This window comes from Pseudomonas sp. NPDC088885 (assembly GCF_044750025.1).
Lineage (GTDB): Bacteria > Pseudomonadota > Gammaproteobacteria > Pseudomonadales > Pseudomonadaceae > Aquipseudomonas > Aquipseudomonas rustica.
This window is the reverse complement of the sequence record NZ_JBIVJB010000014.1, coordinates 46,670-71,866: the sequence shown is the minus strand read 5'-3', so window position 1 is coordinate 71,866 and position 25,197 is coordinate 46,670. Positions and strand designations below refer to the sequence as shown.

Below are 25,197 nucleotides of genomic sequence, written 5' to 3'. Positions count from 1 at the left end.
GTAAGCGCGAATTGGAGTGACTGTCTACTGTCAAGTCTGACAGTAGACAGTCATGTCTCCCCGCGCGCAGATTCCCCCTACCGCCAGGTGGGCATCGGAAAACTTCGCGCTACGTGATTCCAAATGCATGGCCCGGCTCAACTTGGATAACAGGACTTTGCCGCCATGAGTCATCTAACCACCAACAAACAGCCGGGCAGTCGCGATGAAACCTGGGGTCCAGACAACGACGGACGACTATCGCTTTACGATGTATTCAAAGATCAATTGGACAGCACACATACGCTGTTGGGCGCACTGCTCCTTGGCAATGGCGACCTGCTCGTTGCATCAGAAACAGAGGCAAAGGGATATCGAGAATTTCTTATCGCGAAGTTAAACGCCTTCGGCGAACGGGATCAGCATTTTGGTGAGAAGGGTTTTGTCACCGGCGGTTTCGCCCCGGGTACGCCAGCGTTCAGTGGAGAAATGACGCAGGGCAAGGACGGGCGAATTTACATGTTTGGCGTGACAGGATTTGTATCGTCACCTGACCCCGAAATCGCGATCCTGTGCATCGATGAAACAGGCAAGCGGGTCGAGAGCTTCGGCAACAATGGCCAGATCATCATCGAAAACAAAATCGATGAGCGCGTATTTTACGGTGAGAGGCGCTTTATCCGGGTGCTGGAAGATGGCGATCTGCTGATTGGAACCAACGGCGCTACCGGCTCAGCGAGAGTCGAAACCGCTTACGTGATGAGGTTTGATGCAAACGGCAATCCTGTCAATACCTTCGGCAAGGACGGAGTAGTCGACATCAAACTGCCGAATGCTCAGGCAACCACCTACCTCACCAGTGGATGCACTCTGTCAGATGGTCGCATTCTCATAGCAGGCTATGCGCGCCCCGATGGAAGCACGAAATCCGCAATGCTTGCGATGTTGAACCCCGGCGGCTCGCCCAACCTGATCTTTGGCGACAAAGAAACACCTGGAATGCGGCTGATCACCAAGCCGCGCTTCGAAATCGAATTCAACGCTGTCACCGTTCGCGAGGCCGGTAAATACATGGCGGCTGGCAGCGACACAGGCCCCATCCTGCAGCACTCCCAAGGACTACTGGTCGGATTCGATGACCACGGAAACAATGACCCGGATTTCAACAGTGGCACTGTTCTGGAGACTTCTCTTCGGCCAGGGCATGAAACCAATTGGGATAACATTTTCGTGCAGGGCCAGCACGTTTACGTAGCAGGCGGTATATCAGGTCACTACATTCTGTTACTTGGGCTGAATGGCCAAGCCAATCCGATATTCGGGAATGGTGGACTCGTCGAGGAGAATAACACCGCGTTCACTCCAGCCTTTCTGATGGACTATTCATCGGACCGTCTGCTGTTGGCAAGTAATGGCCCTGGTCTGGACTTCAACCAAGGGACCGTATACCGCTACTACCGAGCCTGACTCACCACCACCGTACAGGTAATCCCCGCCGCCAACAGAACCCCCTCCGGCACCTCATCAATGTGAATCCGCACCGGCACCCGCTGGGCCAACCGCACCCAGTTAAAGGTCGGATTCACATCGGCGATCAGCTCGCGGCTTTCCGGGTTGTCGCGGTCGTAGATGCCGCGCGAAATACTTTCCACGTGGCCCTTGAGCACTTCGCCGCTCATCAATTGCATATCGGCTTTATCTCCGACGCGAACGTGCGGCAGTTTGGTCTCTTCGAAGAAGCCATAAACCCAGAACGAGTTCATGTCGACCACGGCCATTTTCGCTTCGCCGATACGGGCGTAATCACCGCGATGCACGTTGAGGTTGGTCACGTAACCGTCGACCGCCGCACGCACTTCGGTGCGTTTTAGGTTGAGTTCGGCGGCTTCCAGTTGCGCCTGGGCGTGTTGGTAATCGGCGAGCGCGGCGTCGGCGATGTTGCTGGCGTCGTCGCGGTTTTCCTTGGAGATCACCAGGTTGTCGAGGTCGGCGCGGCGATGGGCGTTGACCTTGCGCATCTCCCACGTCGACTTGCGCGAAGCGACCAGCGACTGCGCCTGTTTGACGGCGATGCGGTAGTGCTCGGGGTCGATCTGCATGAGCAAATCGCCCTTTTTCACCAGTTGGTTGTCGCGCACCGGCACATCGATCACTTCGCCGGTAACGTCGGCGGCGACATTGATGATGTCGGCACGCACGCGGCCGTCGCGGGTCCACGGCGTGTTCATGTAGTGCTCCCACAACGTGCGGCCGATCCACAGCGCCAGGGCCAGCACCAGCAGGGTCGCGAGCAGGCTGAAAAACTTTTTCATGGGGACGTTCTCAACGGTAGACAGTCAGCGCCATGGCGCCGAACAGACAGGTAAACAGACTCAGACGCAGCAGCGCCGGGTGCCAGAAAAAACGGTACAGGTCGAACCCCGACAGGAACCGATCCACCGCCCAGGCCAGTGCCGCAGCGATGAAAAACATCAGGGTCATGGTCGGCATGTACACGCCGTGGAAAGCGATTTCACGAGGCATGGGCAAGTCCTTCGGGCTTGGCGACGGCGTAGGCAGCGAGCGGTGATTGCGGATCGAGCAACGAGGTGCGGATGAAGTGCAAATAGCTCTTCACCCGGCGCAATGCGGAGGTATCGAAATGCGGGGCGAACGGCTCATCGGTGGCCGCGACACGGCTGATTGCGTGATCGACAGCGACCAGTGCGCGTTCAAGATTGCTGGTGTTCGGTTGCAGAAACAGCCGCACCAACGCGCGACCCATCACGCGAATTGCCTGCCGCCACGGCTGCGATTCGGCATAGGCCGGGTGCACCGGCAGGATCGCCTGTTCCTTGCGCAACTCGATGATCGCGTGGCCGACTTCGAGCACCACGAACATCCAGCGCAGCAGATTCTTTTGCACCTTCGGCTCACCCGCGGCGAGACCGTAGGCCTGATGCAGCAAATCGCGGGTGCGGCTCTCGAAGCTCGAGGCCAGACCTTTGAGTTTGCCGCTGATTGCGTAAACCACTTGGCCGCGCAGATCCTGCTCCAGACGTTTCCACAGCCAGCGACTGTTCGGCGGCAGAATAATCGCCCCGGCAGCGGCACAGACCAGCATGCCCATGACCATGGCGATGTAGTCGTTGATGAAGGTGTAGGGGTTGTAGATCGTCAGGTTGTCCGGCACCGAACCGGTACTGAAGAAGATCAGCAGACCGAGGCCGACACCGGCGTATTGCGGGCGCGATGTGAGGAACGAGCCGAGCACGATCACCGGCGCGAGCATCACGCACAGCAGTGGAAAACCATCGATCCACGGGAAGATGAAAAACATCTCGACGAAGCCGATGAGAGCACCGAGAAAGGTGCCGCAAGCCATCTGGAAAGCCATGCGTTTCGGGTTCGGCGTAGCGGCGGAGAGGCCGACGGTGGCGGCGGCAATCAGGGTCATCGTCGCGCCGCTTGGCCACGCGGTGGCAACCCAATAACTGCCGAGCACTACCAAAATAAACGAGGCGCGTATGCCTGATGCCGCAGCAGCCCACCAGTTGGTTTGCGGGGTGAAGGGCTCGTCCCAGCGTTCGCGTTCGTGGCGGTGATCGGCCAACGATGCGTGGGTCTGTGCATAACTGTGCAGGTCGTCGACGAAGCGATAAAGCAGTTCGTACGCGGTGTGGAAATCCAGTTGTTCGGCTTCGCTCGGATCGGTGTCTTGAAAGATCGCGCGCAGGGTTCGCACGCGTGCCGGCAGGCCTTCTTTGTAGGTCGCCAGCGCAGTTGCCAAACGAGCGGCATCGGGACTGGTCAGGGCGCGGCCGCTGAAGCCGTCGAGCACTTCGGCGAGATCCTGCAGGCCCGGTCTGATCGCCGCGACTACGTGTTCTTCGCCGTTGACGCGCAGGCGTTCGAGCAATTGATGGAGGGCGTTAAAGCGTGTGGTGATGCCCATGAATTCGCTGTTCAAACGGCTCAGGCGACCGTTGCGTCGGCGCATGTGCGGGTCTTCGAAAACCGTCACGCTGCGCAAGCCTTCGAGGCCCACCGCTTCGGCGATAAAGCGCACGTTGCTCGCTTCGAAAGACTCGGCTTTGCTACGCCCGCGCAGGCCATCGGTGACAAACAGCGCGAACACGCCGAAGCGCTGATACAAGGCGTTGCGCATGGCGGCACTGGCGGTTTGCGGCAGGATCGCGGCGCTGATCACGGTCGCGCAAAGGATGCCCAGCGAGATCTCCAGCACTCGCCATACGGCGGCCATGAATGCGCCGTCCGGGTGAGCCAGCGCGGGCAAACCGACCATCGCGGCGGTGTAACCGGCAAGGACAAAACCGTAGGCGCGGAAGTTGCGGCAACGCGCGGCGCCGGCCGAACAGATGCCGACCCAGATTGCCAATGAGCCGAGAAACAATTCAGTGTTTTGCGCGAACAAGGCGATCAGCGTGACCATCATCGCCGACCCGGCCAATGTGCCGAGGAAGCGATAGAAACTTTTGGCGAACACCTGGCCGCTCTGCGGCTGCATGACGATGAACACGGTGATCATCGCCGTACGCGGTTGCGGCAGTTCCAGGCGCATGGCCAGCCACAGCGTGAGGAACGCGGCGAGCAACACCTTGAAGATGTAGACCCAGGTCACGCCATCGCTGCGCGCCCAGTCGAAAAATCCACGGCGCCATTCCAGGGAGTAGAGCCAGCGCAGCGGTGCGGGCAAGGGAGTCATTAAATTCTGCTCAATGATCGAGAATTGAAGAATTTGCTACGGCGTACACAGCCCCTGTGGCGAGGGGATTTATCCCCGTTGGGCTGCGAAGCGGCCCCAAAACCTGCGACCCGATTCCCACAGTCACACCGCGTGCACTGGCTTTGCGACGGCTGCGCCGCCGAACGGGGATAAATCCCCTCGCCACAGGGTTTGGGGTCAACTCCAAAGGAGGAAATTCCCACCAGATATTTTGGCTTCACCGCAGCAGTGCCGGGGTTTTCGGGGCCTGGGTTTTTTCGGCCGTCGGTACGTCGTTGCCGGCGCCAAGACCACCACCCAACGCAGTCACCAATTCGGCATGCGCACTGAGGCGCGCCGCCTGCACCTGCTGCTGCACTTGCTGTTGCTTGAACAGCAACGTCTGCGCATTGAGTACGTTGAGGTAATCGGTGAGCCCACGCTGATAAGCGATCATCGCGATGTCGTAAGTCTTCTGCGCCGTCGCCACCGACTCGGCGGCAAAGCCTTGCTGCTTGTCCATCGATTCGCGGCGGATCAACTGGTCGGAAATGTTCTTCAGCGCATTCACCAGCGTCTGGTTGTAATGCGCCACGGCGATGTCGTAACCGGCGGAGGCTTCACCGAGTTCGGCACGCAAACGCCCACCGTCAAAGATCGGCAGCGAGATCGCCGGGCCGACGTTGTAGTTGAGTTTCTTGCCGGTCAAAAACTCCAGCGCGCCGCCACCCGTGGCCATGTAACCGAGGCTGCCGACCAAATCGACATTGGGATAAAACCCGGCATGCGCCACATCGATCCCGCGCGCCTGCGCCGCGACTTGCCAGCGACTGGCGACTACATCCGGCCGCTGACCGAGCAATTCGGCCGGCAACGCCGACGGCAGTTTCAACTCAGCGCCAAGGGACAAAGTCGGACGCTGCAACTGCGCACCCTCCCCCGGCCCTTTACCTGCCAGCGCGGCAAGTTGATTGCGACTGAGGGCAATCTCTTCATCCAGCGCATCGATTTGCCGATGGGTTTCCGGCAACGGTGTTTCGGCCTGACTGACTTCGAAATGCGTGCCGATCCCGCCGTTCAAACGCTTCTGCGCCAGATCGAGAATCTGTTGTTGCTGCGCAAGCGTCGCCGCGACGATGTCGCGCTGGGCGTAATGCAGCGACAGTTCGATGTAGGCGCGGACGATGTTGTTCTGCAATTCCAGCTGCGCCAATCGCGCTTCGGCCGCGCTCATGTGCGCCAGATCCACCGCGCGCTCGCTGCTATTGCTTTCGCGGCCCCAGAGGTCGAGGGCGTAGCTGAAACCCAGCGCGGCGTTGTTATCCCAGGTCGTGGTGTTGGCCAGATCGCCGGGGCCGTAGAACTGATCGGTCGGCCAATTGTGGCGTTTTAACGTCGACTCGCCATTGATCTGCAACGACTCGGCCGCCTCAGCGACACCGGCCATGGCTTTCGCCTGGCGTACTCGCGCAGCGGCCATGGCCATGCTCGGGCTGCCTTGCACGGCGAGGTCGATCCAGCGATTGAGTTGCGGGTCGCCGTAGGCTTGCCACCATTGTGCGATGGGCCAGTTGGCGTCACGGGCAGCGTGGGCGATGGCGTCGTCGGTGACCAGTGAATTGGCCTCCAACGCCTTGCCCTGCGGGACAATTCCGTCAGTTGAAATGCAGCCGCTGAGACCCAGGGTAAAAGCCAGAACACTGAGCGGCAAAAGCGCTCTGTTGATGCGACGCGGCACAGCTGCGAATTCCTGAGAGAGGGGATCGATGCTTCTTCTGTAGGAGCTGCCGCAGGCTGCGATCTTTTGACCTTGATTCCCTTAAACCAAAATCAAAAGATCGCAGCCTTCGGCAGCTCCTACAGGGATCGGCGCAATTCTATGGAAGGCCCTGTGCGGCGATAAGCTGGGATTTCTGTGAATCTTTGTTACGGTTAACGAGATAATCCCTTGGTCGGGGGTCTCGCCCCTGAAACTTCGTGTCACAATTTGCCATCTCCCTTGAGAGCACCCCATGGACACTTTGCAAAACATGCGCGCCTTCAGTTGCGTCGCCGAAGCCGGCAGCTTCACCGCCGCCGCCGTGCAACTCGACACCACCACCGCCAACGTCTCGCGCGCGGTCTCCAACCTGGAAGCCCATCTGCAAACCCGCTTGCTCAACCGCACAACCCGGCGCATAGCCCTCACCGAAGCGGGCAAACGCTACCTGCTGCGCTGCGAACAGATCCTCGCCTACGTCGAAGAGGCCGAAGCCGAAGCCAGCGACGCCCACGCGCGCCCGGCCGGGCAGTTGAAAGTGCACACCATGACCGGCATCGGCCAGCACTTCGTCATCGACGCGATCGCCCGCTACCGCAAAACCCACCCGGACGTGACCTTCGACCTGACCCTGGCCAACCGTGTGCCGGACTTGCTCGACGAGGGCTACGACGTATCGATCGTGCTCGCCAGCGAACTGCCCGATTCCGGTTTTGTTTCGCAGCGCCTGGGCATCACCTACAGCATCGTCTGCGCCTCGCCGGCCTATGTGAAAGCCAACGGTGCCGCGCAAAAACCCAGCGACCTGCTCAACCACGCCTGCCTGCGTCTGGTCAGCCCGGTGATCCCTTTGGAAAAATGGGCGTTCGACGGCCCGGAAGGTCAGGAAGTGGTCACCATCAACAGCTCACCGTTTCTGGTGAACTCCGCCGACGCGATGAAAACCGCGATCATCAGCGGCATGGGCCTGGGTGTGCTGCCGGTGTATGCGGCGATTGAAGGCTTGCGCAACGGCACTCTCGTTCGCGTGATGCCGAACTACCGCTCGCAGGAATTGAACCTCTATGCGATCTACCCTTCGCGGCAATATCTGGATGCGAAGATCAAAACGTGGGTCGAATACTTGCGCGGGTCGTTGCCAGAAATCCTCGCCGCACACCAAGCCGAACTGGCCGCCTACGAACTCAGCGGCACCCTCGCCGGCGCTCGAGTAGCCAACTGACCTTTAAACACACCACGCCCCTGTAGGAGCTGCCGCAGGCTGCGATCTTTTGATCTTTCCGTTTAAAAATCAAAAGATCGCAGCCTACGGCAGCTCCTACAGAACGGCGATTTCGCGGATGTTTCCGACAGGGTGCGTCGGTTGTCTGTCGGAAGTGAGGTGGATAGGCTTTGGGTGTCGCTGACGAATCAGCGACCGGGCTTGGTCGCTCGGGTTTAGAATGGCGCACTTTTCAAGCTTGCTTAATGGCGAGCCGTGCGTGGGAGAGCTTCGGCTCTGCCGGGTTTCCATTCCCTGGTCGACCAACCCGCGTACGGTTCGCCACCCTATTGCTTGGTCGCAGTGCTTGGCGAACTCCACTTCCCGAATGGAGCTTCACCATGATCAAACCAACACCGAATCCCCCCGAACTCGACGACACCACCCCCTACGAATTCCCCGGCTCAAAAAGATTCCACGAAGCCGCCGAACGCGCCCTCGACCACTACCTGAAACCCAACGCTTTAACCCTGCGCTTCCACAAACCCAGCACCATGTTCCAGATCGCCCCGGATCAGGACAACGAAAGCTTGTTGGCCCACGCCTGCGAATCCCTCGCCTCGGCCAGCATCATGACCAGCGACATCGCCGCGTATGTAGATAACCCCCAGCGGCACACGATTCTGGCGATCCAGCAAATCATCATGCTCGCCGAACTGGCGGTGAATCGGGTGTTGGATAACGTGGAAATGGCACGATCCGCATCGCACAACTAATCCCTGGAAGTAGCCTGAGGACTTCGCGGAACTTCCACATCTATTAATCAACGTGGAAGTTGCGCGGGACAACGATCAATCAAAAAAGCATCCAAAGAGTACGAGCCGCGTTATTTATTAATATGCTTTAGACCTGCAACATCTCTGAATGCGCCAATAGCGTTCAACGGCCTTCCTGGATCAGTTTCAACGTCCAAGTCAAACCCAGCCTTCAACGTACCTGCAACACCGTCAAACGTCAGAGTTACATTCCCCGTATTATAAATACCCGAATAGAATATGTATCGCGTCCACCCATCAAACACTTCCCCCTCAATATAGCTGATATCCAGCCCCGAATCCTCAGTATATTCATGCTTGCCGTTAGCAATATCAGCCTCAAACGAAAAACTCAGCGCCGCAGATCGTTTTAAATCAAATTTCTGCTTTGCAACAACGTACACCTTATTACCATCCTTCACGAAGGTATCAACCACGCCATTGAATGGGCCACGGCCGTCGACCAGTACATTAGCTGTACCGCTTACATCCTTTTGTTTTTTTGAAGATAGAAAAAATTCACGCTTCATAAGAAACCTCTTTATCAAAAATCAACTATCGCAAAAATACGAAATAAAATACTGCCAGCAAGACTCACCCTCCACACCTGTCACAACTGACAGTCTTAAAGATCTATTCGCAATAGCTCGCTCTATCAAAGAGCACCGCAGTTATATGCAAAGCCCCAAAAAAACACCCGCCCCTCACCACACCACACCACACCACACCACACACCACAATGAGCGCAAGCTCGAGTACCGCTTTTGATTTTGATCCACGGGCGACGTCGGAAGGCTGAGTGGAGGGATTGATCCGGGGGTGGGAGCGCAGCGACCGTTTGGCGCAGCCAAACACAGCGAGAGGAGGTGCAGCGAAGCAAACCGTAGGCGCTGCCCCCCGGATCAATCCCGCAGCGAAGGAACCCCGAGCCCCAGCGAGCGGGCCGAACGCAGGAGCAAAGCCTTTTCGGTTACCTTTTCGGCGTTTGGAAAAGGTGACTCGCCGTAAGGGCGAAACCTCAATCCGCCATCACCAAAAAAACGGATATACACCCAAAACCCAAGAACATGGTCGGCCCAAAGGCCGCCAAGCCCCCCGAGACAATCAAAGCGAGAAAATGTTAGCTTGCTTGCAATCAAGCCCGTCGAGCCCTCAGCAATGAAAAAGACTGTCCTGGCCTTCAGCCGCATCACCCCGCCAATGATCGAACGCCTGCAACAAGAGTTCGACGTCATCGTCCCCAACCCAAAAACCGGCGACATCAACGCCCAATTCAACGAAGCCCTGCCCCACGCCCACGGCCTCATCGGCGTCGGCCGCAAACTCGGCCAGGCCCAACTCGAAACCGCGACCAAACTCGAAGTCGTCTCCAGCGTCTCCGTCGGCTACGACAACTACGACCTCGACTACTTCAACCAACGCGGCATCATGCTCACCAACACCCCCGACGTCCTCACCGAAAGCACCGCCGACCTCGCCTTCGCCCTGATCATGAGCAGCGCCCGCCGCGTCGCCGAACTCGACGCCTGGACCAAGGCCGGCCAATGGCAAGCCAGCGTCGGCGCCCCGCTGTTCGGCTCTGACGTGCACGGCAAAACCCTCGGCATCGTCGGCATGGGCAACATCGGCGCCGCCATCGCCCGCCGTGGCCACCTCGGCTTCAACATGCCGATCATCTACAGCGGCAACAACCGCAAGACCGACCTCGAACAACAACTCGGCGCCCAATTTCGCAGCCTCGACCAACTGCTGGCCGAAGCCGACTTCGTCTGCCTGGTCGTGCCACTCAGCGACAAAACCCGCCACCTCATCAGCCACCGCGAACTGGCCCTGATGAAACCAAGCGCCATCCTCGTCAACATCTCCCGTGGCCCGGTGGTCGACGAACCCGCACTGATCGAAGCCTTGCAAAACAACCGCATTCGCGGCGCCGGTCTGGACGTCTACGAAAAAGAACCGCTGGCCGAATCGCCACTGTTCCAGCTGAAAAACGCCATAACCCTGCCGCACATTGGCTCCGCAACCAACGAAACCCGCGAAGCCATGGCCAACCGTGCCCTCGCCAACCTGCGCAGCGCCCTGCTCGGCGAACGCCCGCAGGATCTGGTCAACCCACAAGTCTGGCGCAGATAAAAAAACGGGCAAGTGCAAAACTTGCACTTGCCCGCCACAACTTGACTACATAACTTGAAATTCAACAACAGCCCCATTCACACTTCAGCGTTATAAGCTCTCGGCATTATCGAATGAACGATAAGACGCTATGGAGAGCGAAGACCTTGAACAACCTGAGCACCGAAAAACTTATCCGCTACAGCAAAGTCATCTTGATGGCCTACATCAGTTTTTTTGGCGTACTGGTGATCATTCATAACTTTTTCGACTACAACTCAAACTACGAATACGTTGCTCACATTCTGAGCATGGACACTACCGCCAACGAAAACATCAAGTATCGGTCGATCGATTCGCCTTACCTGCACCACCGGATCTTCTGGCTCATCATTACGTTGGAAGTCACCTATACCGTGCTATGCCTGATGGGTACCTATCACCTGTATCGAAAAGTGAATGACTCGGCGGAAGAATTCCATGAAGCCAAGAAGTTTTCGATCATGGGCATTCTGGTTGCCATCTTTATCTATTACGTGTGCCTGCAAACCGTCGGCGTGGAATGGTTCGACATGGACACTTCAACAGAATGGAACGCCAAAGACTGGGCTCGACACATTGTTGACTTCATCTTCCCGGTAATGATTTACATCACCTTGAAAGTCGAGCGCTGATCAACAGCGCTCTTTCATATCAAGCTAACTTACCGTGCGGCGGAACCAAGACTGTTTTCGGTTTACGGAACACCAACACGTTCCCCAACATCACCAGCACCAGCCCGCCCAGCGCCGGCGCCGTCCACTGATAACCTTCGGCAAACGCCGAAACGTTAAGCGCGACCACCGGGAACAGCACCGTGCAATACGCCGCGCGCTCCGGGCCCATGCGGCCGACCAGCGTCAGGTAAGCGGTAAAGCCGATCACCGAGCCTGGGATGACCAAGTAAAGCAGCGCGCCGACGTAACGCGGCGACCAGTCCATGTCGAACGGAATGCCTTTGACCAGGCACCACACCGACAGCATCGCCGCGCCATACGCCATGCCCCAGGCATTGGTGGTCAACGGCTTGAGGCCCGCCTTCTGCTGCAGACTCGACAGCATGTTGCCCGCCGAAAAACACAAGGTGCCGCACAACGCCAGACCCAGTCCCAACAAGGTTTGCGGACTGGCCTGATGCCCGGCCAGTTCGGGCCAGAACAACATGCCCAGACCGAACAGCCCCAGCGCCCCGCCCATCAATACATTGCGCGCGATGCGCTGCCCAAAGAACACCCGCGCATTCAATGCATTCCACAAAGTTGCGGTGGAAAAAACCACCGCCACCAGACCGCTGGGGATCCACTGGCTCGCCGTCAGAAAACACATGAAGTTCACACAAAACAGGCACAAGCCCTGCGCCACACAAATCAAATGACCGCGACGATTCATCGGTTGCAACCGACGGCTGAGCAGCAACAACACAAACAGCACCAGCGCCGCGAGGCCAAATCGATAAACAATCGACACCGGAATCGCCACCACCCCCAACTGCCATTTCAAGGCAATCCAGGTGGTGCCCCAGATCAGCACGGTCAGCAAATACAACGACAGGTTCATGGCGCTTACTCCTCAATAGGCCTTGAGTGTCTGCCGAGGCTTGCCCTGGGCGCTTGCAGATTCTTGCGCTTTTGTCCGGCAGTGGGCTGGCAGCGCGAAGTCTACGGAGTAGGATGCAAGGCGTTGGAGAGAACCGATCATGGCCGCAATCGATAACCTGCAAGTCTTTCAAGCCCTCAACCGCTCGCCGAACGCACGCCTTGTGCACAGCGCCGAGCTCGGTGACGGCTTGTCTGCAGCTTTGTGGACCAACCATCACGACGCGCAGGAATACGAAGCGCCGAGCCACCACACGCTGTCCTGCTACATCGCTGGCGGCACCGGCACTTTCCGTCGCGGCCAGCCGGGGCAAAAAGGCGGGCCGGACAAGCTGTGCATCCTGCCCGCCGATCACGAATCGGGCTGGGTGATCAACGGTGATATTCGTTTAGCGCACCTGTATTTCAGCGCTGAACAATTCGCCCTCGGTTGCGTCACGCTGCTTGATCGTGAGCCGCGTGAGATGCAATTGCGCGAGCAGACTTTTCTTGAAGATCCGCAACAGGCACAGCGGTTTCGGCAACTGCTGACGTTGAACTGGGACGAGCCTGCCGAGCGTTTGCTGACCAGTAGCATTGCTCACGAATTGATCAGCCACACTTTGCTCAGCCAGGTTGGCGCGCGTCAGGGTTTGCGTTTGAAGGGTGGGCTGGCGCCGCATCAGCGTCGGCAATTGGTGGAGTTCATCGACAGCCAGTTGGCCGAGCCGATCAGCCTCGGTCAACTCGCCGGATTGTGTGCGCTGTCGGAATATCATTTTGCGCGGATGTTTCGCACCAGTTTCGGCCTGCCGCCGCATCAATACGTGCTGGCGCGGCGCTTGAGTCGCGCGCGGGAGTTGTTGCGCGGGACGGCGGTGCCGCTGGGGGAGATTGCGCTGGCGTGCGGGTTTGCCAGTGCGAGTCATTTCACCAATCGGTTCAAGCAAGTTTTGGGCGGGACGCCCGGGGAATATCGGCAGGCGTTTTTGCGTTGAGCCCTTTTTCCCTCACCCCAGCCCTCCCGAAACGTCGGACCGCCCAGAGGGAGAGGGGGCCGACCGAGGTGTCTGGCGCTGTACGTCGACCTGAAACACCGAATCGATTATGGATTCAAAGCATTACTTTCAGGTCGATGTATCTCTGGAATATCCCACGGTCAGTCCCCTCTCCCTCGGGGAGAGGGTTAGGGTGAGGGGCTTTTGATTTTGCCTTAAAACTCCAGGGTGCTGGACAAGGAGATCTGCCGCGAATCCCCCATCGACACGAAGAACCGGCTCGCCGCCGAAGTGTAGTAAGTGCGATCAAACAGGTTCTTCACATTCAGCTGAAACTTGACCTTCTGCCCTTCAACCTGGGTGTCGTAAGTCGCAAACGCGTCCGCCACGGTATAGCTCGGCAGATCAAAATCATTCACCGCGTTACCCGCCCGCTCACCGACATACCGCGCCCCGGCACCGACGCGCAATTGATCGCCACCGATCACGCTGCCGAAGTCATACACTGCCGACAATGAGCCGCTATTCTTCGCCACGTTTTGCAGGCGCTTGCCTTTATAGTCCGGGTCTTCCGTGACTTCGGCATCGGTGTATGCGTAGCTGCCGATCATGCTCCAGCGCTCGCTCAACTGACCGCTCAAATCCAGTTCCAGACCGCGCGACCGCACTTCGCCGGCGGCGCTGTAAATCGTCGTTGGGCCTTCAGCATTGGCGACCAAAACGTTGCGCTTTTTGATGTCGAACAATGCAATGTTGCCGGTGACTTGTCCTGGCAGATCGAGGCGCGCGCCCAGCTCCCACGACTTGGCTTCTTCCGGCGCGATGCTGCCGTCGAGCACGGTGCTGCTGCCGCTCAGCGGGGCGATGGTCGAGTTGGGTTTGAACGATTCGGTGTAGCTGCCGTAGAACGACAAAGCGTCGGTGTAGCGATACACCAGCCCCGCGCGCGGCACCCATTTCTGGCCATTGCTGTCGGTGTTGGCCTTGAACGGCACGCCTTTGCCGGCGTACTGGTCGTACTCCTGAAAGCGCCCGCCGGCGACCAGAATCCATTGATCGGTGAGGTGAATCGAGTCCTGCATAAAGATCGAATCGCTGCGCAGTTCATCGGTCTGCGCACTGTCGGCGGCACTGACCGTGGTGCCTTCGACTTCACGGCCATACACCGGATTGACGTAGCTGAAGGTGCTCAGGCTTTTCTGACGGATCAGGTCGGCGCGGTAGATCTTGCGGTACTCATCGTCGACGCCGAACACCAGGTCATGCTGCATGCCCAACACGTTGACCTTGCCTTCGAGGCTGGCGGTGGTGAAACGGTCGGTGCTGATCGCATTTTGCGTGCCGTCCATGCTGCGGGTCAGCGTGCCTTTTTTGGTGTCGATGGCGGTGACGCGTACTTGGCTGGCGTCGTAGGTTTCGCGGTTCCAGCTGTAGCCGAAATGGGCTTTCCAGTCGTCGTTGAGTTCGTGGTCGGCTTCGAAGTGATAGAGATCCGAACGCCCTTCCATGTTGTTGAACGGCTCGTCGAGGCGCTCGTTGCGCGAGATATCCAGTGGATGATTGGTGCGCGGATCGATCAGCGTGCCACGGTCGAACGGCGTGAGAAATTCGCGATGCTCGAAGGCGAACAACAGCTTGGTGCTTTCGCCGAACCAGGCCAGCGACGGTGCGATCAGGGTTTGGCGGAGCGTGCCGAAATTGCGCCAGTAATCTTCGTCTTCGTGATCGAGCACCATGCGATAGGCCAGCCCGGAATCGCCCAGCGCACCGGTGCTGTCGAAAGTGCCGCCGCTGCCATTCTTGCCGTCGCCGTAGGTCGAGCCGCGCAGGGTCAGCGCGTTGTACTGCGCCAGTTCCGGCTTCTTGCTGACCATGTTGACCACACCGCCCGGATCCTGAATGCCGTACAGCAACGACGCCGGGCCCTTGAGCACTTCAACGCGATCGACCGTGGCGTTCATGCCTCGGCCCTGCACGATTGGCATGCCGTCGCGCATGATCGAACCGTTGCGGTTATCGCCGAAACCGCGGGTCATCACCGAGTCCTGCGTGCTGCCCAAGGTGTTGCCCTGAGTGATGCCGCTGACGTTGGCCAGTGCATCGTCGAGATTGCGCGGCGCCTGATCGCGGATGACCTGCGCCGGGATGACGTTGACGGTCTGCGGGACTTCTTGCAGCGAGGCCGACGAGCGCATCACCGAACTGGTTTCCGGCGGTTGGTAGCTCAACGAATCGTCACGCATCGAGGTGATGGTGGTGGCGCCGAGGTTCAACGCGCCTGCGGTGGGTTGCGGCTCCAGTGCCAGGGTGTGGTTGTCGGTGCGGCGGAAACTCAGGCCGGAACTTGTGAGCAACTTTTGCAGGGCCTGTTCCGCGCTCATCTGGCCGTTGACCGCCGGGGCGGTGAGGCCGTACGGCGCTTCGTCGGTGTAGACCACGCTCTGCCCGGTGACCCGGCTGAAATCGCTCAAGGCTTGCGGCAGCGGTTTGGCGGCCAGGCTGAACGTGAACTGCTTTTGCGCCTGGCTGCTGACGGTTTCAGCGGCGCGCGCCACGCTCATCGGCAACAGCGCCAACGCCGAAAAGCTCAACGCCGACACGCCTAACCACTGTTTGACCGAACCCGATTTTGCCCTGGACTTCATGACTCATGACCTGTGTAGAACCGCAACGGATGCGAATGACTCGCAGTTTCAGTCACTACACGGATGGGGCCTGGGTTTACCTCATCACAATTTGAAAATATTTTTGCAGGTGTGTTGTCGGGGCCGACGCCTTCGCGAGCAGGCTCGCTCCCACAGGGGATCGCATTCCAAAATGTGGGAGCGAGCCTGCTCGCGAAGAGGCCGGTGGCCCTATCGCAAAATAATCAAATGCCCAAGCACCTGATGCTGCTCAAACCCCAACACCCCCTGCAAAGAATTCAACACCGCCTGCGGATCCTTGCTCGGAAAACTGCCACTGACCTTGCGCGCCGCCAGCTCATCATTGAGCAGCACAATCCGCCCCGGATAATACCGGCGCAAATCCTCCACCACGTCCCCCAGCGTCGACTTGTAATACGTCAGCCAACCCTGCCGCCAGGCCAGTTGCACCTCGCTGTCCACGGCATGCAGTTTTTCCGCCGATCCCGCTCCGTAAGCAACCTGCTGCCCGGCCGTGAGAATCTGCTGTTCGCCATCACGATCCGCCGTCACCCCGACACGCCCGGACAACACCGTCACCTGCGCGCCATGCGCTTGCAGTCGCACCTCGAATTGCGTCCCAAGCACCCGCGCCGAGCCTTTCTCGGCCTCGACCACAAACGGCTCACCAGTGTGCGTAACCGTGAAAAATCCAGCGCCACGGCGCAACTGCACATGCCGCTCACCCCGGCTGAAATCCACCGCAATCGCACTGTCAGCATCGAGGGTGACTTGCGATTGATCGGCCAACGTCACCGTGCGAATTTCCCCCGGCGCGGAAACGTAATCCGCCCCCAGATCATCAATCCAGCGCTGCGGCTGCCACCCGGTGCCGAGGCTGATCATCAACAACAGACACGCGGCCATCGCCAGCGCACCCGACCACCGCAACAGCTGCGGACGACGCGGTCGATCCATCGCATCGAGATAATCCTGCAGCGCCAAAGCGTCTTCATCGGCCAATGTTCGCGCCGGGCCTTCGCTCAACTCCCAGACCACTTGCGCCTGCGCGTACGCCTCGGCATGCGCCGGATCGGCGCGCAGCCATTGGCTGAAGGTGAGTTGATCGCCCGCGCTTGGCCGATCATGCAACAGGCTCAGCCAGGCGAATGCAGCCTGCTCCTGAGCCGGTGTCGGGGTGACGTAATCGGTTGGCTTCACGGTGCTTTCCCTGGCAGACGTGGCGCGGGTTCGCGCAGGCTGGCCTTGCAGGCCTCGAGGGCGCGCATCATATGTTTTTCCACGGCACTTTGGGACAGGCCCATGGCTTTGGCGATGTCTGCGTACTTGCGGCCGTGGATGCGATTGAGCAAAAAGATCTGTCGGGTGCGCTCGGGCAATGCACGCAACGCGGCTTCGACATGACGCAGATCATTGCCCGCTTCGAGCGCGGCTTGCGGCTCGCTGCCGTGGCTGTGCGGCTCATCCGGTTGCCAGCCTTCGTTGACTCGCGAGCGCGTACCTTCGCTGCGCAAATGGTCGATGGCGATGTTGCCGGCGCAACGTAAAAGATAAGTGCTGAGCTCTTCGACCTGCACCAGCGGTCGGCGCCAGAAACGCAGAAACAGATCCTGCACCAGATCCGCCGCCGTCGCCCGGCAGCCGACGCGCCGATTCACCAGCGCTTCCATCTGCGAACGCTGGGACAGAAACACCTGGAGAAAATGCGCACGCGCCCCGCGCGGTTCGTCGTCGCGGGATTCAGGAGGGAGACCGATCAGCACGTCAGCACTGCGCCCATGCCGCCACCGGGCTGGCCAACAGACTCAGCCCGGCGAGCGCCAACGCCAGACGCGGGCGATACGGCATCAGCAACACCAGCGTCAATGCGCTGAGCATCAGCACGGCGAACCAGTCGACCAGGCCAAAGCTCCAGCCATTGACCGTCACCGCCGCCCACAGCGACAAACACAACAACAACCATCCGCCGATTTTCAGCGCCTGACGACGCGAGGCCGAGGGTTTGTGGCCGAGCAATTCATCGTGATGTCGCGGCATCGACAGACACAACGCGGTGAACCCGGCATAGCACAGCAGCAGCGCCAGCAACATCAGTTCGCTCCCTGCTCAAGGGTGATCGCCCGGGCCTTTTCGCGACGAGGATTTTTCACGCTGACGGTACTGGCGGCGCGTTGCATTTTCCATGTGGCCCACGCCAGAAACACGCCGGTGGCGAGGCAGGTCAGATCGAAACCGGCGAGCGTCCAATCGCCCTGCGTCAGGGTTGCAGCGAGATTCCACGGCGTGGTCAGCGCGTTGATTACCGGCACGGCAGTAAACAGCAACGCGCCGCACGCCAGCTGCTCGACCCACGCCTTGCGCCCCGGTCGCAACAGCGCGTGAACCACGCTCAAGCCCCAAGCGATAAAGAACGCATTCACTTCCCAATCCGCACGCCCGGCCAGACCTGTCGGCAGCAGACGATTGGCCAGGAAAAACACCGCGATCGCCGTCACCAGCCCGGCCATGCTGGCGATGTTCAGCACTTCAACCAGCCGCAGTTCGAACGGCATCACGCCGCTCTTCGCGTGTTTGAGTTGACGCTTGCTGAGCCAGATCACCAGCCCGGTGCCGATCATCGCCGTACCAGCCAATCCGCAAATAAAGTACAGCCAACGCAACACCGGCCCGGCGAAATGGCCCATGTGCAAACCATAGAAAGCGCCGCCGACCGCCATGGCCATCGGCTGATTCGGTGTGCTGCCGAGCATCTGCCCGCTGACCCCGTTGAACGTCACCGCACGGCCGAAATCGTGCACCACGCCGTCGCCGGCACGCGACAGCACCACCGTCGCATTGGCGTCGCCCGGATTGTTCACCGACAGTCGCGCCGTATGGCCGCCCGACCATTGTTCGCTGGCCTTGGCCAACAGCGGTGCCATGGGTGCCAGCGCCTGAGGAGTGTTGGCGCGTTCCGGGGTATTCGAGGCTGGGAATACTTCATCGTAAAACTTGTTCACGTCGCTGCCGTACGACGCCAAAATGCTCGCCGGCATGACCATCGACATGAAAATCACCAGGCTGCTGTAGGTGATCATCAGGTGAAACGGCAGCACCAGCACGCCGACCGCGTTATGCCCGTCGAGCCAGGAGCGCTGGCCTTTGCGCGGACGGAAGGTGAAGAAGTCTTTGAAGATTTTTTTGTGGGTGATGATCCCGGTGATCAGCGCGACGAACATCACCATCGCGGCGATCGTCGCCAGCCAGCGCCCCCACGGATAGGGCATTTGCAGCTGAAAGTGGAAGCGGTAGAAGAACTCGCCGCCCATGCTTTCGCGGCCCTGCACTTCGCTGCCGGTTTGCGCGTCGAGGGTTTTCGATTCGAAGCGGCCGCGCTCGCCGGGTTTGCCCGGCGACTGCTGCCAGCGCACGGTCAGGCCGGGATCACGGGCGTCGGGCAAGTCGATCAACCAGCGCGAGGCGCCGGCGGCATGTTGCTGTAGATAATTTTGCGCCAGCGTCAGGCTCGCCTCGGCATTCAACGGTCGCGAGGGAATTTCCGGCTGCATCCAGTGCGTGGTTTCGTCATTGAAATAGGCCAGCGTGCCGGTCAGAAAAATCGCGAACAGCAACCAGCCGAACACCAGCCCGACCCACGTGTGCAACCAGGCCATGGCCTGGCGAAAACCCTCTTTCATGCAAAGCCCAACCCGCGAGCAGCGCCGGAGATGGTCGCCAGAATCACGCTCGGCACCAGCAAACCGACCCACGCCGACAACGCCGTGCGGCAGGCAAAGCACCACAACACCGCCACCAGATAGACCAGAAACGAGACGGTCATGCCGGTCACCACGGCTTCGGCGCGGTTCAGCGGCAACCACATTGTCAGGGTGACACTGGCCAGCGCCGCGACCAGATAGCCGCCAAACACCGCCGCCAGCACCCGCGAGGTAACGGCCAGACGATAGGACATGGGAAGTGTGGCGAGTTTGGCTTTCATGTTTCGACCCTGAAACGAAAACGTCCGGCCGACAAGCCGAACAACAGTCGAGCAATATTAATGATAAATATTCTCATACGCAAAAGCATCTGATTGCCGGACACCGTCAGCGCACCTACAATGCGAACAGTTCTTGTTCTCTAACGCACCTCTCTACCGCGTCAGCAAAACGCCCGGAGTCACCGTTGTCGTCCGCCCATCCCGTCGAATCGCTCTATCAGGCCCACCACAACTGGCTGACCGGCTGGCTGCGGCGCAAACTCGGCTGCCCGGACAGCGCGGCGGATCTGGCGCAGGACACCTTCATCAAAGTGCTGACCGTTCGCGATCCACCGGTGATCATCGAGCCGCGCGCGTTCCTCACCACCCTCGCCAAGCGCGTGTTGTTCAACCATTACCGCCGCCAGGATCTGGAGCGCGCCTACCTCGACACCCTCGCGCAGATGCCGGAATTGGTCGCACCCTCGGAAGAACACAAAGCGATCATTCTGCAAACCCTGATGGAGCTGGATGAGTTGCTCGACGGTTTGCCGCGCCAGGTCAAACGCGCGTTTTTGCTGGCGCAGATCGATGGTCTGACTTATCCACAGATCGCCGCCGAACTCGGCATTTCTGTGGCCACGGTCAAACGTCATCTGAACAAAGCGGCGATGCGCTGCTACTTCGCCCTATGAGTCGCGCGCCGGATTTTTCTTCGCAGGTGGCCGAACAGGCTGTGCACTGGCTGATGGAAATGCAGCAAGGCGCCTTGAGCCCGCGTCAGCAGATGGCGATGCAGCAATGGCTGGAGGCGCACAGCGAACATCGGCGGGCGTGGGAACACATTCAGCGGGTCAATCAGCGGTTGCGCGGTGTGTCTTCACCGCTGGCGCATGCGGCGTTGAACGGGCCGAAGTCGGGCAGTCGGCGTCAGGCGCTGAAATTGTTGCTGATTCTTGGCGCTGGTTCGGCTGCGACCTGGGGAATGCGTGAGCACAATCCGCTGCCGTCGCTGCTTGCTGATTACCGCAGCCCGGTTGGTCAGCGGCGCAAGGTGGAGTTGGGTGCGGGCGATCAGTTGCAGCTCAACACGGCGAGTGCGGCTGACGTGCGTGTTGATCAGCGTTTGATTCGTTTGCTTGAGGGAGAAATGCTCCTGACCGCGTCGCACGGGTTTGAAGTGCGCACGGCGCAGGGCGTTCTGAAAACCCAGGGCGCGCGTCTTAATGTGCGGCAATTGGCTGATCGCACGCAGGTGGCTTTGTTTGAAGGGCGGGTCGAACTAAGCGCCGATGGGCGTGCGCCGATGCTGCTGCCGGTGGCTCGGCAACTGAGTTTTACCTCGACGTCTGTTGGTGACGCGCAAGCGCTGGATGCCAACAGTGGCGCCTGGGTCGATGGCATGTTGGTGGCGGCGCATATGCGTCTGGGGGATTTTCTCGATGAGCTCGGTCGCTATCGTCGCGGGCAGCTTAATTGCGACAGGAAGGTTGCTGATTTGTTGATCTCCGGGACGTATCCGCTGGACGACAGTGAGCGGATTCTTGATCTGCTGGAAATCAGTTTGCCGGTGAAGGTGAAGCGCTTTACCCGGTATTGGGTGACCGTTGAGGCGCGGGTGTAAGGAACAAGATCAAAGGATCGCAGCCTTCGGCAGCTCCTACAGAAGATATGCATTGCACATGTAGGAGCTGCCGAAGGCTGCGATCTTTTGATCCTTGAAAAATAAATGAGCCGTTTTTCAGATCTGGCGTGACAGAGAAGGAAAGCCCCCCTTGATTCAACCTTCTCAGGATCATCCACCATGCACCCCACCCGCCTCACGCCACTGGCCCGCAGCCTGCGCAATCTCGTCCTCGGCGCCAGCCTGAGCTTCAGCGCACTGCCCGCCGCGATGGCGGCCGACGCCAAGGCTTATCACATCGCACCGTCGTCGCTGGAAAACGCCCTCAACCAGTTTGGCCGTGAAGCGGGTGTGTTGATTTCTTTCGGTTCACAAGTCACCAGCGGCGTACAAAGCCGTGGTCTGGAAGGCAGCTATACGCCTGAGCAAGGTTTGAATGCGCTGCTCGAAGGCACCGCTCTGCAAGCACGCGCCGAAGGTAACAACGCGTTCAGCCTGCAACCGATCACCGATGCCGCGCTGGAGCTGGACACCTCGAAAGTCGTCGGCGACTGGCTCGGCGATGCCGCGCAGATCAACGTCTTCGAACACCCCGGCGCGCGCGACGTGATCCGCCGCGAAGAGTTCGAACGACAAGGCGCGACTCAGGCGCGTGATGTGCTCAACCGCATCCCCGGCGTCAACGCCCCGGAAAACAACGGCACCGGCAGCCACGACATGGCGCTGAACTTCGGCATTCGCGGTTTGAATCCGCGTCTAGCCGCACGCTCGACCGTGTTGATGGATGGCATCCCGGTGCCGTTCGCCCCTTATGGCCAACCGCAGCTTTCGTTCGCGCCGATCAGCATGGGCAACATGGATGCGGTGGACGTGGTGCGCGGCGGCGGCGCGGTGCGTTACGGCCCGCAGAACGTCGGCGGCGTGGTCAACTTCGTGACCCGCGCGATTCCTGACGAGCCAACGGTCAAGGGCGGTTTCCAGACTGAGACCAGTCCTTCCTCAAGCCACGACGGCTTCAAGACCAGCGCCAACTTGCTGGCTGGCGGCACCAACGCCAACGGTCTCGGCGGCGCATTGCTTTACTCCGGCACGCGCGGCGGTGATTGGCGTGAGCACAGCGACAGCGAAATCGACGACCTGATCCTCAAGGGCAAATACCAGCTCGACGAGGCCAACAGCTTCAACGCCATGGCGCAGTATTACGAAGGGAAAGCCGACATGCCCGGCGGCCTGAACGTCGCCGATTACGATGCCGATCCGTATCAGTCGACGCGCCCGAAAGACCAGTTCTGGGGCCGTCGTACCATGTTCAACTTCGGCTATCGCTATCAGGAAGATCGCCGCGAATTCACCGCCAATACTTTCTTCACCAAAACCCTGCGCAGCGGTTATCTGGATCAGGGCAGCTTCCTTTCGCTGTCGCCACGCGAGTATTGGGTACGCGGCCTGGAAACCCGTTTCGCCCAAGGCTTCGACCTCGGCCCGACCAGCCATGAAGTCGGCATCGGCTACCGCTACATCAACGAGGCCGGCCACGAACTGCGCTATCGCACGCCGATCGCCAGCAACGAATACCCAACCACCAACAGCCGCAACGACCGCGATACCCGTGGCGGCACCGAAGCCAATGCGTTCTTCGTCGACGACCGCATCGACATCGGCAAATGGACGATCACCCCGGGCGTGCGCTACGAGATGATCGACTCGCAGCAAACCAACAACCTGACCAACGTCAAATATGAAGGCGACTACAACACCGCGCTGCCGGCGTTGAACGTGCTGTATCACCTGACCGACAGTTGGAATCTGTATGCCAACACCGAAGGCTCATTCGGCAGCGTGCAGTACAGCCAGATGCCCAACCGCGTGAGCAGCGGTGAAGTGAAACCGGAAAAGGCCCGCACCTGGGAGCTTGGTACTCGCTATGACAATGGCGCGTTGCGCGCGGAGATTGGTGCGTTCTTGATCAACTTCGACAATCAGTATGAAAGTAATCAGACCAACGATTCGGTGATCGCCCGGGGTGAAACTCGTCATCAGGGCATCGAGACCAGCGTCAACTACGCGCTGGATGACTTGAGCCCGGCGCTGGCGGGTTTCGATGTTTACGCGACTTACGCTTTCGTTGACGCGACCATTCGTGAAGACGGGCCGAACAAAGGTAATCGGGTGCCGTTCTCGTCGAAGCACAAAGGCACGATTGGTGTGGGTTACACCGAAGGGGCGTGGAAGTTGAATCTGGACAGCAGTTTCCAGAGTGACCAGTTTGCCGATAACGCTAATACCTCGAAGGAAAGTGCTGACGGCAGTAACGGCAAGATCCCGGGTTACATGCTGTTCAGCAGCCGCGCGGGGTATGACTTTGGGCCGCAGTTGTCGGATCTGAATGTGGCTGTTGGGGTGAAGAACATTTTTAATACGCAGTACTTCACGCGCTCGTTTGATGACAACAACAAAGGCAAGTATGTGGGGGAACCGCGGACGGTTTATGTGCAGACTTCGGTAGCGTTCTGAGGATTGAAGAGCCCCTCACCCTAACCCTCTCCCGGAGGGAGAGGGGACTGAATGGGGGATGCTCACGATCTCCGTCGACCTGAACGTGCTGTGCCGAATCCATAATCGACTCGGTCTTTCAGGTCGATGTACCCCGCAAGACACCTCGGTCGGCCCCCTCTCCCTCTGGGAGAGGGCTGGGGTGAGGGTTCTCGGCTACAGTGAAATATCAAATCAACTTCACAAGGATCGTGAAGCATGCAAACCCGCCCCACTCTCGTCCAGTTCTCCCGCCAGTTACGCGCCCAGCAAACCGACTGCGAACACCTGCTTTGGCAGAGGTTACGCTCCCGCCAGATCGCCAATCTTAAATTCCGCCGACAGTTTCCCTGCCCGCCTTACGTGCTGGATTTTTACTGTGCTGAGCTGAAATTGGCGATTGAGCTGGACGGTAGCCAGCACTATGAATCGTCGGGATTGATCCATGACCAGCGCCGAACTCTCTACCTGTATCAACAAGGCATTGAGGTCGTACGGTTCAGCAATCTGGAGGTACTCCAGCAGATGGATGCCGTACTGGAGCAGATCATACGAATAGCGGCAGCTCGAAAATTGCCCTCACCCTAACCCTCTCCCGGAGGGAGAGGGGACTGATTGGGGGATGCTTGCGAGTCACGCCGACCTGATTCTGCTTTGCCGAATCCATAATCAACGCGGTCTTTCAGGTCGATGTACCCCGCTAGACACTTCGGTCGGCCCCCTCTCCCTCTGGGAGAGGGCTGGGGTGAGGGGCTGTCCTGCTACAAAAAAAACGGGCCCGCATTCGCAGGCCCGTTCTCATCAGGTTAGCTTATAAAATCAGCGCATCAACTGTTGATCGCTGCCTGTTCATTCTCGTCAAATTCTTCCGCCAACAGCTTGTCGTTGGCCTTGCCGGTGAAGGGCACTACAGCGGCGCGTGGTTTACCTCGCAGTTTGCCGAAGAGGTGCTCCAGGGCGTGCTCGAGTTTTTCGGCAGCGCCGTCGATCGCCTGTTCCAGCGAATCGGCTTTGTGGGTCACGGAAATCGGTTGATGGCCTTTTGGCCGCGCTTCCAGTTGGCAGCGCATGTCATGCGGTCCTGGTTTGTCACCGTTCTCGTCGCTCAGATGGACTTCGACACGGGTCAGGTCTTCCTCATAACGGTCGAGCGTGCTCTCAATGGTTGTACGTACCCACTCCTCCAGTCGTTTACTGCCTTGAACATGGTTATCGCTGTTGACTTGGATTTGCATAGTTCATCCCTTATTTCAGCT

The 25,197-nt window shown here is 59.2% G+C and carries 23 protein-coding genes; 10 read left to right on the top strand and 13 right to left on the bottom strand.

Annotation, left to right across the window (positions count from 1 at the left end; genetic code table 11):
- The first annotated feature begins 165 nt into the window (after positions 1-165).
- On the top strand, positions 166-1,446 hold the full coding sequence (locus ACIP1X_RS09655; RefSeq protein WP_400751460.1) for a hypothetical protein: 1,281 nt from the start codon (positions 166-168) through the stop codon (positions 1,444-1,446).
- On the opposite strand, the gene ACIP1X_RS09650 is transcribed toward ACIP1X_RS09655, so the two are convergent.
- The 4 genes from ACIP1X_RS09650 to ACIP1X_RS09635 form a co-directional block, all read right to left on the bottom strand.
- On the bottom strand, positions 1,434-2,291 hold the full coding sequence (locus tag ACIP1X_RS09650; RefSeq protein WP_400751458.1) for an efflux RND transporter periplasmic adaptor subunit: 858 nt from the start codon (positions 2,289-2,291) through the stop codon (positions 1,434-1,436). The genes ACIP1X_RS09655 and ACIP1X_RS09650 overlap by 13 nt on opposite strands.
- Before the next feature lie 10 nt (positions 2,292-2,301).
- The gene (locus tag ACIP1X_RS09645) at positions 2,302-2,502 is read right to left on the bottom strand and encodes a DUF1656 domain-containing protein (protein ID WP_007914106.1); all 201 of its coding nucleotides are present in this window, start codon (positions 2,500-2,502) and stop codon (positions 2,302-2,304) included.
- The gene (locus ACIP1X_RS09640) at positions 2,492-4,684 is read right to left on the bottom strand and encodes an FUSC family protein (RefSeq protein WP_400751455.1); all 2,193 of its coding nucleotides are present in this window, start codon (positions 4,682-4,684) and stop codon (positions 2,492-2,494) included. Before ACIP1X_RS09640 ends, ACIP1X_RS09645 begins: the two co-directional genes overlap by 11 nt.
- Positions 4,685-4,922: 238 nt before the next feature.
- Complete coding sequence (locus ACIP1X_RS09635; protein ID WP_400751452.1) at positions 4,923-6,422, bottom strand: efflux transporter outer membrane subunit; 1,500 nt, start codon at positions 6,420-6,422, stop codon at positions 4,923-4,925.
- A 274-nt stretch (positions 6,423-6,696) separates the two neighbouring features.
- Between ACIP1X_RS09635 and ACIP1X_RS09630 the strand changes: the two genes are divergently transcribed.
- Together ACIP1X_RS09630 and ACIP1X_RS09625 are read left to right on the top strand one after the other, a co-directional pair.
- A complete protein-coding gene (locus tag ACIP1X_RS09630; protein WP_008088899.1) occupies positions 6,697-7,665 on the top strand; it encodes a LysR family transcriptional regulator in 969 nt (322 codons plus the stop codon).
- Positions 7,666-8,045: 380 nt separating this feature from the next.
- Positions 8,046-8,420 (top strand): DUF6124 family protein, encoded by a 375-nt coding sequence (locus tag ACIP1X_RS09625; RefSeq protein WP_400751449.1) that lies wholly within the window; start codon positions 8,046-8,048, stop codon positions 8,418-8,420.
- 110 nt (positions 8,421-8,530) lie between these two features.
- Here ACIP1X_RS09625 and ACIP1X_RS09620 read toward each other — a convergent pair whose 3' ends face one another.
- Positions 8,531-8,989: a hypothetical protein gene (locus ACIP1X_RS09620; protein ID WP_400751446.1), complete on the bottom strand. Its 459-nt coding sequence runs from the start codon at positions 8,987-8,989 to the stop codon at positions 8,531-8,533.
- A 628-nt stretch (positions 8,990-9,617) separates the two neighbouring features.
- Between ACIP1X_RS09620 and ACIP1X_RS09615 the strand changes: the two genes are divergently transcribed.
- Positions 9,618-10,592, top strand: coding sequence for a 2-hydroxyacid dehydrogenase (locus tag ACIP1X_RS09615; protein WP_400751444.1), 975 nt, complete (start codon positions 9,618-9,620; stop codon positions 10,590-10,592).
- A 146-nt stretch (positions 10,593-10,738) separates the two neighbouring features.
- Positions 10,739-11,245: a DUF2165 domain-containing protein gene (locus ACIP1X_RS09610; protein WP_053117265.1), complete on the top strand. Its 507-nt coding sequence runs from the start codon at positions 10,739-10,741 to the stop codon at positions 11,243-11,245.
- A gap of 19 nt (positions 11,246-11,264) precedes the next feature.
- On the opposite strand, the gene ACIP1X_RS09605 is transcribed toward ACIP1X_RS09610, so the two are convergent.
- Positions 11,265-12,167: a DMT family transporter gene (locus tag ACIP1X_RS09605; RefSeq protein ID WP_400751441.1), complete on the bottom strand. Its 903-nt coding sequence runs from the start codon at positions 12,165-12,167 to the stop codon at positions 11,265-11,267.
- 139 nt (positions 12,168-12,306) lie between these two features.
- Here ACIP1X_RS09605 and ACIP1X_RS09600 point away from each other — a divergent pair, with 139 nt between their 5' ends.
- Positions 12,307-13,182 (top strand): helix-turn-helix domain-containing protein, encoded by an 876-nt coding sequence (locus tag ACIP1X_RS09600; protein WP_400751438.1) that lies wholly within the window; start codon positions 12,307-12,309, stop codon positions 13,180-13,182.
- Between the two features lie 215 nt (positions 13,183-13,397).
- Here ACIP1X_RS09600 and ACIP1X_RS09595 read toward each other — a convergent pair whose 3' ends face one another.
- The 6 genes from ACIP1X_RS09595 to ACIP1X_RS09570 form a co-directional block, all read right to left on the bottom strand.
- The gene (locus tag ACIP1X_RS09595; RefSeq protein ID WP_400751435.1) at positions 13,398-15,827 is read right to left on the bottom strand and encodes a TonB-dependent siderophore receptor; all 2,430 of its coding nucleotides are present in this window, start codon (positions 15,825-15,827) and stop codon (positions 13,398-13,400) included.
- Between the two features lie 210 nt (positions 15,828-16,037).
- The gene (locus tag ACIP1X_RS09590; protein ID WP_400751432.1) at positions 16,038-17,027 is read right to left on the bottom strand and encodes a FecR family protein; all 990 of its coding nucleotides are present in this window, start codon (positions 17,025-17,027) and stop codon (positions 16,038-16,040) included.
- On the bottom strand, positions 17,024-17,590 hold the full coding sequence (locus ACIP1X_RS09585; protein WP_053117255.1) for an RNA polymerase sigma factor: 567 nt from the start codon (positions 17,588-17,590) through the stop codon (positions 17,024-17,026). Before ACIP1X_RS09585 ends, ACIP1X_RS09590 begins: the two co-directional genes overlap by 4 nt.
- Position 17,591: 1 nt before the next feature.
- Positions 17,592-17,918 carry a DUF3325 domain-containing protein gene (locus ACIP1X_RS09580; protein ID WP_053117253.1) on the bottom strand — a complete coding sequence of 109 codons (327 nt, stop codon included), beginning with the start codon at positions 17,916-17,918 and terminating at the stop codon, positions 17,592-17,594.
- The gene (locus ACIP1X_RS09575; RefSeq protein WP_400751429.1) at positions 17,918-19,504 is read right to left on the bottom strand and encodes a PepSY-associated TM helix domain-containing protein; all 1,587 of its coding nucleotides are present in this window, start codon (positions 19,502-19,504) and stop codon (positions 17,918-17,920) included. Before ACIP1X_RS09575 ends, ACIP1X_RS09580 begins: the two co-directional genes overlap by 1 nt.
- Entirely contained in the window at positions 19,501-19,806 is a 306-nt protein-coding gene (locus ACIP1X_RS09570) for a DUF3649 domain-containing protein (protein WP_400751426.1), read from the bottom strand. Before ACIP1X_RS09570 ends, ACIP1X_RS09575 begins: the two co-directional genes overlap by 4 nt.
- A 185-nt stretch (positions 19,807-19,991) precedes the next feature.
- Here ACIP1X_RS09570 and ACIP1X_RS09565 point away from each other — a divergent pair, with 185 nt between their 5' ends.
- From ACIP1X_RS09565 to ACIP1X_RS09550, 4 genes are all read left to right on the top strand, one after another.
- Positions 19,992-20,480 carry a sigma-70 family RNA polymerase sigma factor gene (locus tag ACIP1X_RS09565; RefSeq protein ID WP_400751424.1) on the top strand — a complete coding sequence of 163 codons (489 nt, stop codon included), beginning with the start codon at positions 19,992-19,994 and terminating at the stop codon, positions 20,478-20,480.
- On the top strand, positions 20,477-21,409 hold the full coding sequence (locus ACIP1X_RS09560) for a FecR domain-containing protein (protein ID WP_400751422.1): 933 nt from the start codon (positions 20,477-20,479) through the stop codon (positions 21,407-21,409). The genes ACIP1X_RS09565 and ACIP1X_RS09560 overlap by 4 nt, the downstream gene beginning before the upstream one ends.
- Positions 21,410-21,589: 180 nt before the next feature.
- Positions 21,590-23,923, top strand: a complete 2,334-nt coding sequence (fecA, locus tag ACIP1X_RS09555; protein WP_400751420.1) for a TonB-dependent Fe(3+) dicitrate receptor FecA — start codon at positions 21,590-21,592, stop codon at positions 23,921-23,923.
- Between the two features lie 237 nt (positions 23,924-24,160).
- Positions 24,161-24,529, top strand: coding sequence for an endonuclease domain-containing protein (locus tag ACIP1X_RS09550; RefSeq protein ID WP_400751418.1), 369 nt, complete (start codon positions 24,161-24,163; stop codon positions 24,527-24,529).
- A gap of 239 nt (positions 24,530-24,768) precedes the next feature.
- Here the strand turns inward: ACIP1X_RS09550 and ACIP1X_RS09545 are convergent, their stop codons facing one another.
- On the bottom strand, positions 24,769-25,176 hold the full coding sequence (locus tag ACIP1X_RS09545; protein WP_053117239.1) for an HPF/RaiA family ribosome-associated protein: 408 nt from the start codon (positions 25,174-25,176) through the stop codon (positions 24,769-24,771).
- Positions 25,177-25,197: the final 21 nt, after the last annotated feature.

Excerpts from the sequence above, each read along its gene's own strand:
- ACIP1X_RS09645 (WP_007914106.1), bottom strand. The coding sequence starts at position 2,502 with ATGCCTCGTGAAATCGCTTTCCACGGCGTGTACATGCCGACCATGACC.
- ACIP1X_RS09580 (WP_053117253.1), bottom strand. The coding sequence starts at position 17,918 with ATGTTGCTGGCGCTGCTGCTGTGCTATGCCGGGTTCACCGCGTTGTGT.
- ACIP1X_RS09570 (WP_400751426.1), bottom strand. The coding sequence starts at position 19,806 with ATGAAAGCCAAACTCGCCACACTTCCCATGTCCTATCGTCTGGCCGTT.
- ACIP1X_RS09545 (WP_053117239.1), bottom strand. The coding sequence starts at position 25,176 with ATGCAAATCCAAGTCAACAGCGATAACCATGTTCAAGGCAGTAAACGA.
- ACIP1X_RS09630 (WP_008088899.1), top strand. The coding sequence starts at position 6,697 with ATGGACACTTTGCAAAACATGCGCGCCTTCAGTTGCGTCGCCGAAGCC.
- ACIP1X_RS09595 (WP_400751435.1), bottom strand. The coding sequence starts at position 15,827 with ATGAAGTCCAGGGCAAAATCGGGTTCGGTCAAACAGTGGTTAGGCGTG.
- ACIP1X_RS09550 (WP_400751418.1), top strand. The coding sequence starts at position 24,161 with ATGCAAACCCGCCCCACTCTCGTCCAGTTCTCCCGCCAGTTACGCGCC.
- ACIP1X_RS09575 (WP_400751429.1), bottom strand. The coding sequence starts at position 19,504 with ATGAAAGAGGGTTTTCGCCAGGCCATGGCCTGGTTGCACACGTGGGTC.
- ACIP1X_RS09625 (WP_400751449.1), top strand. The coding sequence starts at position 8,046 with ATGATCAAACCAACACCGAATCCCCCCGAACTCGACGACACCACCCCC.
- ACIP1X_RS09640 (WP_400751455.1), bottom strand. The coding sequence starts at position 4,684 with ATGACTCCCTTGCCCGCACCGCTGCGCTGGCTCTACTCCCTGGAATGG.
- ACIP1X_RS09655 (WP_400751460.1), top strand. The coding sequence starts at position 166 with ATGAGTCATCTAACCACCAACAAACAGCCGGGCAGTCGCGATGAAACC.
- ACIP1X_RS09650 (WP_400751458.1), bottom strand. The coding sequence starts at position 2,291 with ATGAAAAAGTTTTTCAGCCTGCTCGCGACCCTGCTGGTGCTGGCCCTG.
- fecA (WP_400751420.1), top strand. The coding sequence starts at position 21,590 with ATGCACCCCACCCGCCTCACGCCACTGGCCCGCAGCCTGCGCAATCTC.
- ACIP1X_RS09560 (WP_400751422.1), top strand. The coding sequence starts at position 20,477 with ATGAGTCGCGCGCCGGATTTTTCTTCGCAGGTGGCCGAACAGGCTGTG.
- ACIP1X_RS09615 (WP_400751444.1), top strand. The coding sequence starts at position 9,618 with ATGAAAAAGACTGTCCTGGCCTTCAGCCGCATCACCCCGCCAATGATC.
- ACIP1X_RS09600 (WP_400751438.1), top strand. The coding sequence starts at position 12,307 with ATGGCCGCAATCGATAACCTGCAAGTCTTTCAAGCCCTCAACCGCTCG.
- ACIP1X_RS09620 (WP_400751446.1), bottom strand. The coding sequence starts at position 8,989 with ATGAAGCGTGAATTTTTTCTATCTTCAAAAAAACAAAAGGATGTAAGC.
- ACIP1X_RS09605 (WP_400751441.1), bottom strand. The coding sequence starts at position 12,167 with ATGAACCTGTCGTTGTATTTGCTGACCGTGCTGATCTGGGGCACCACC.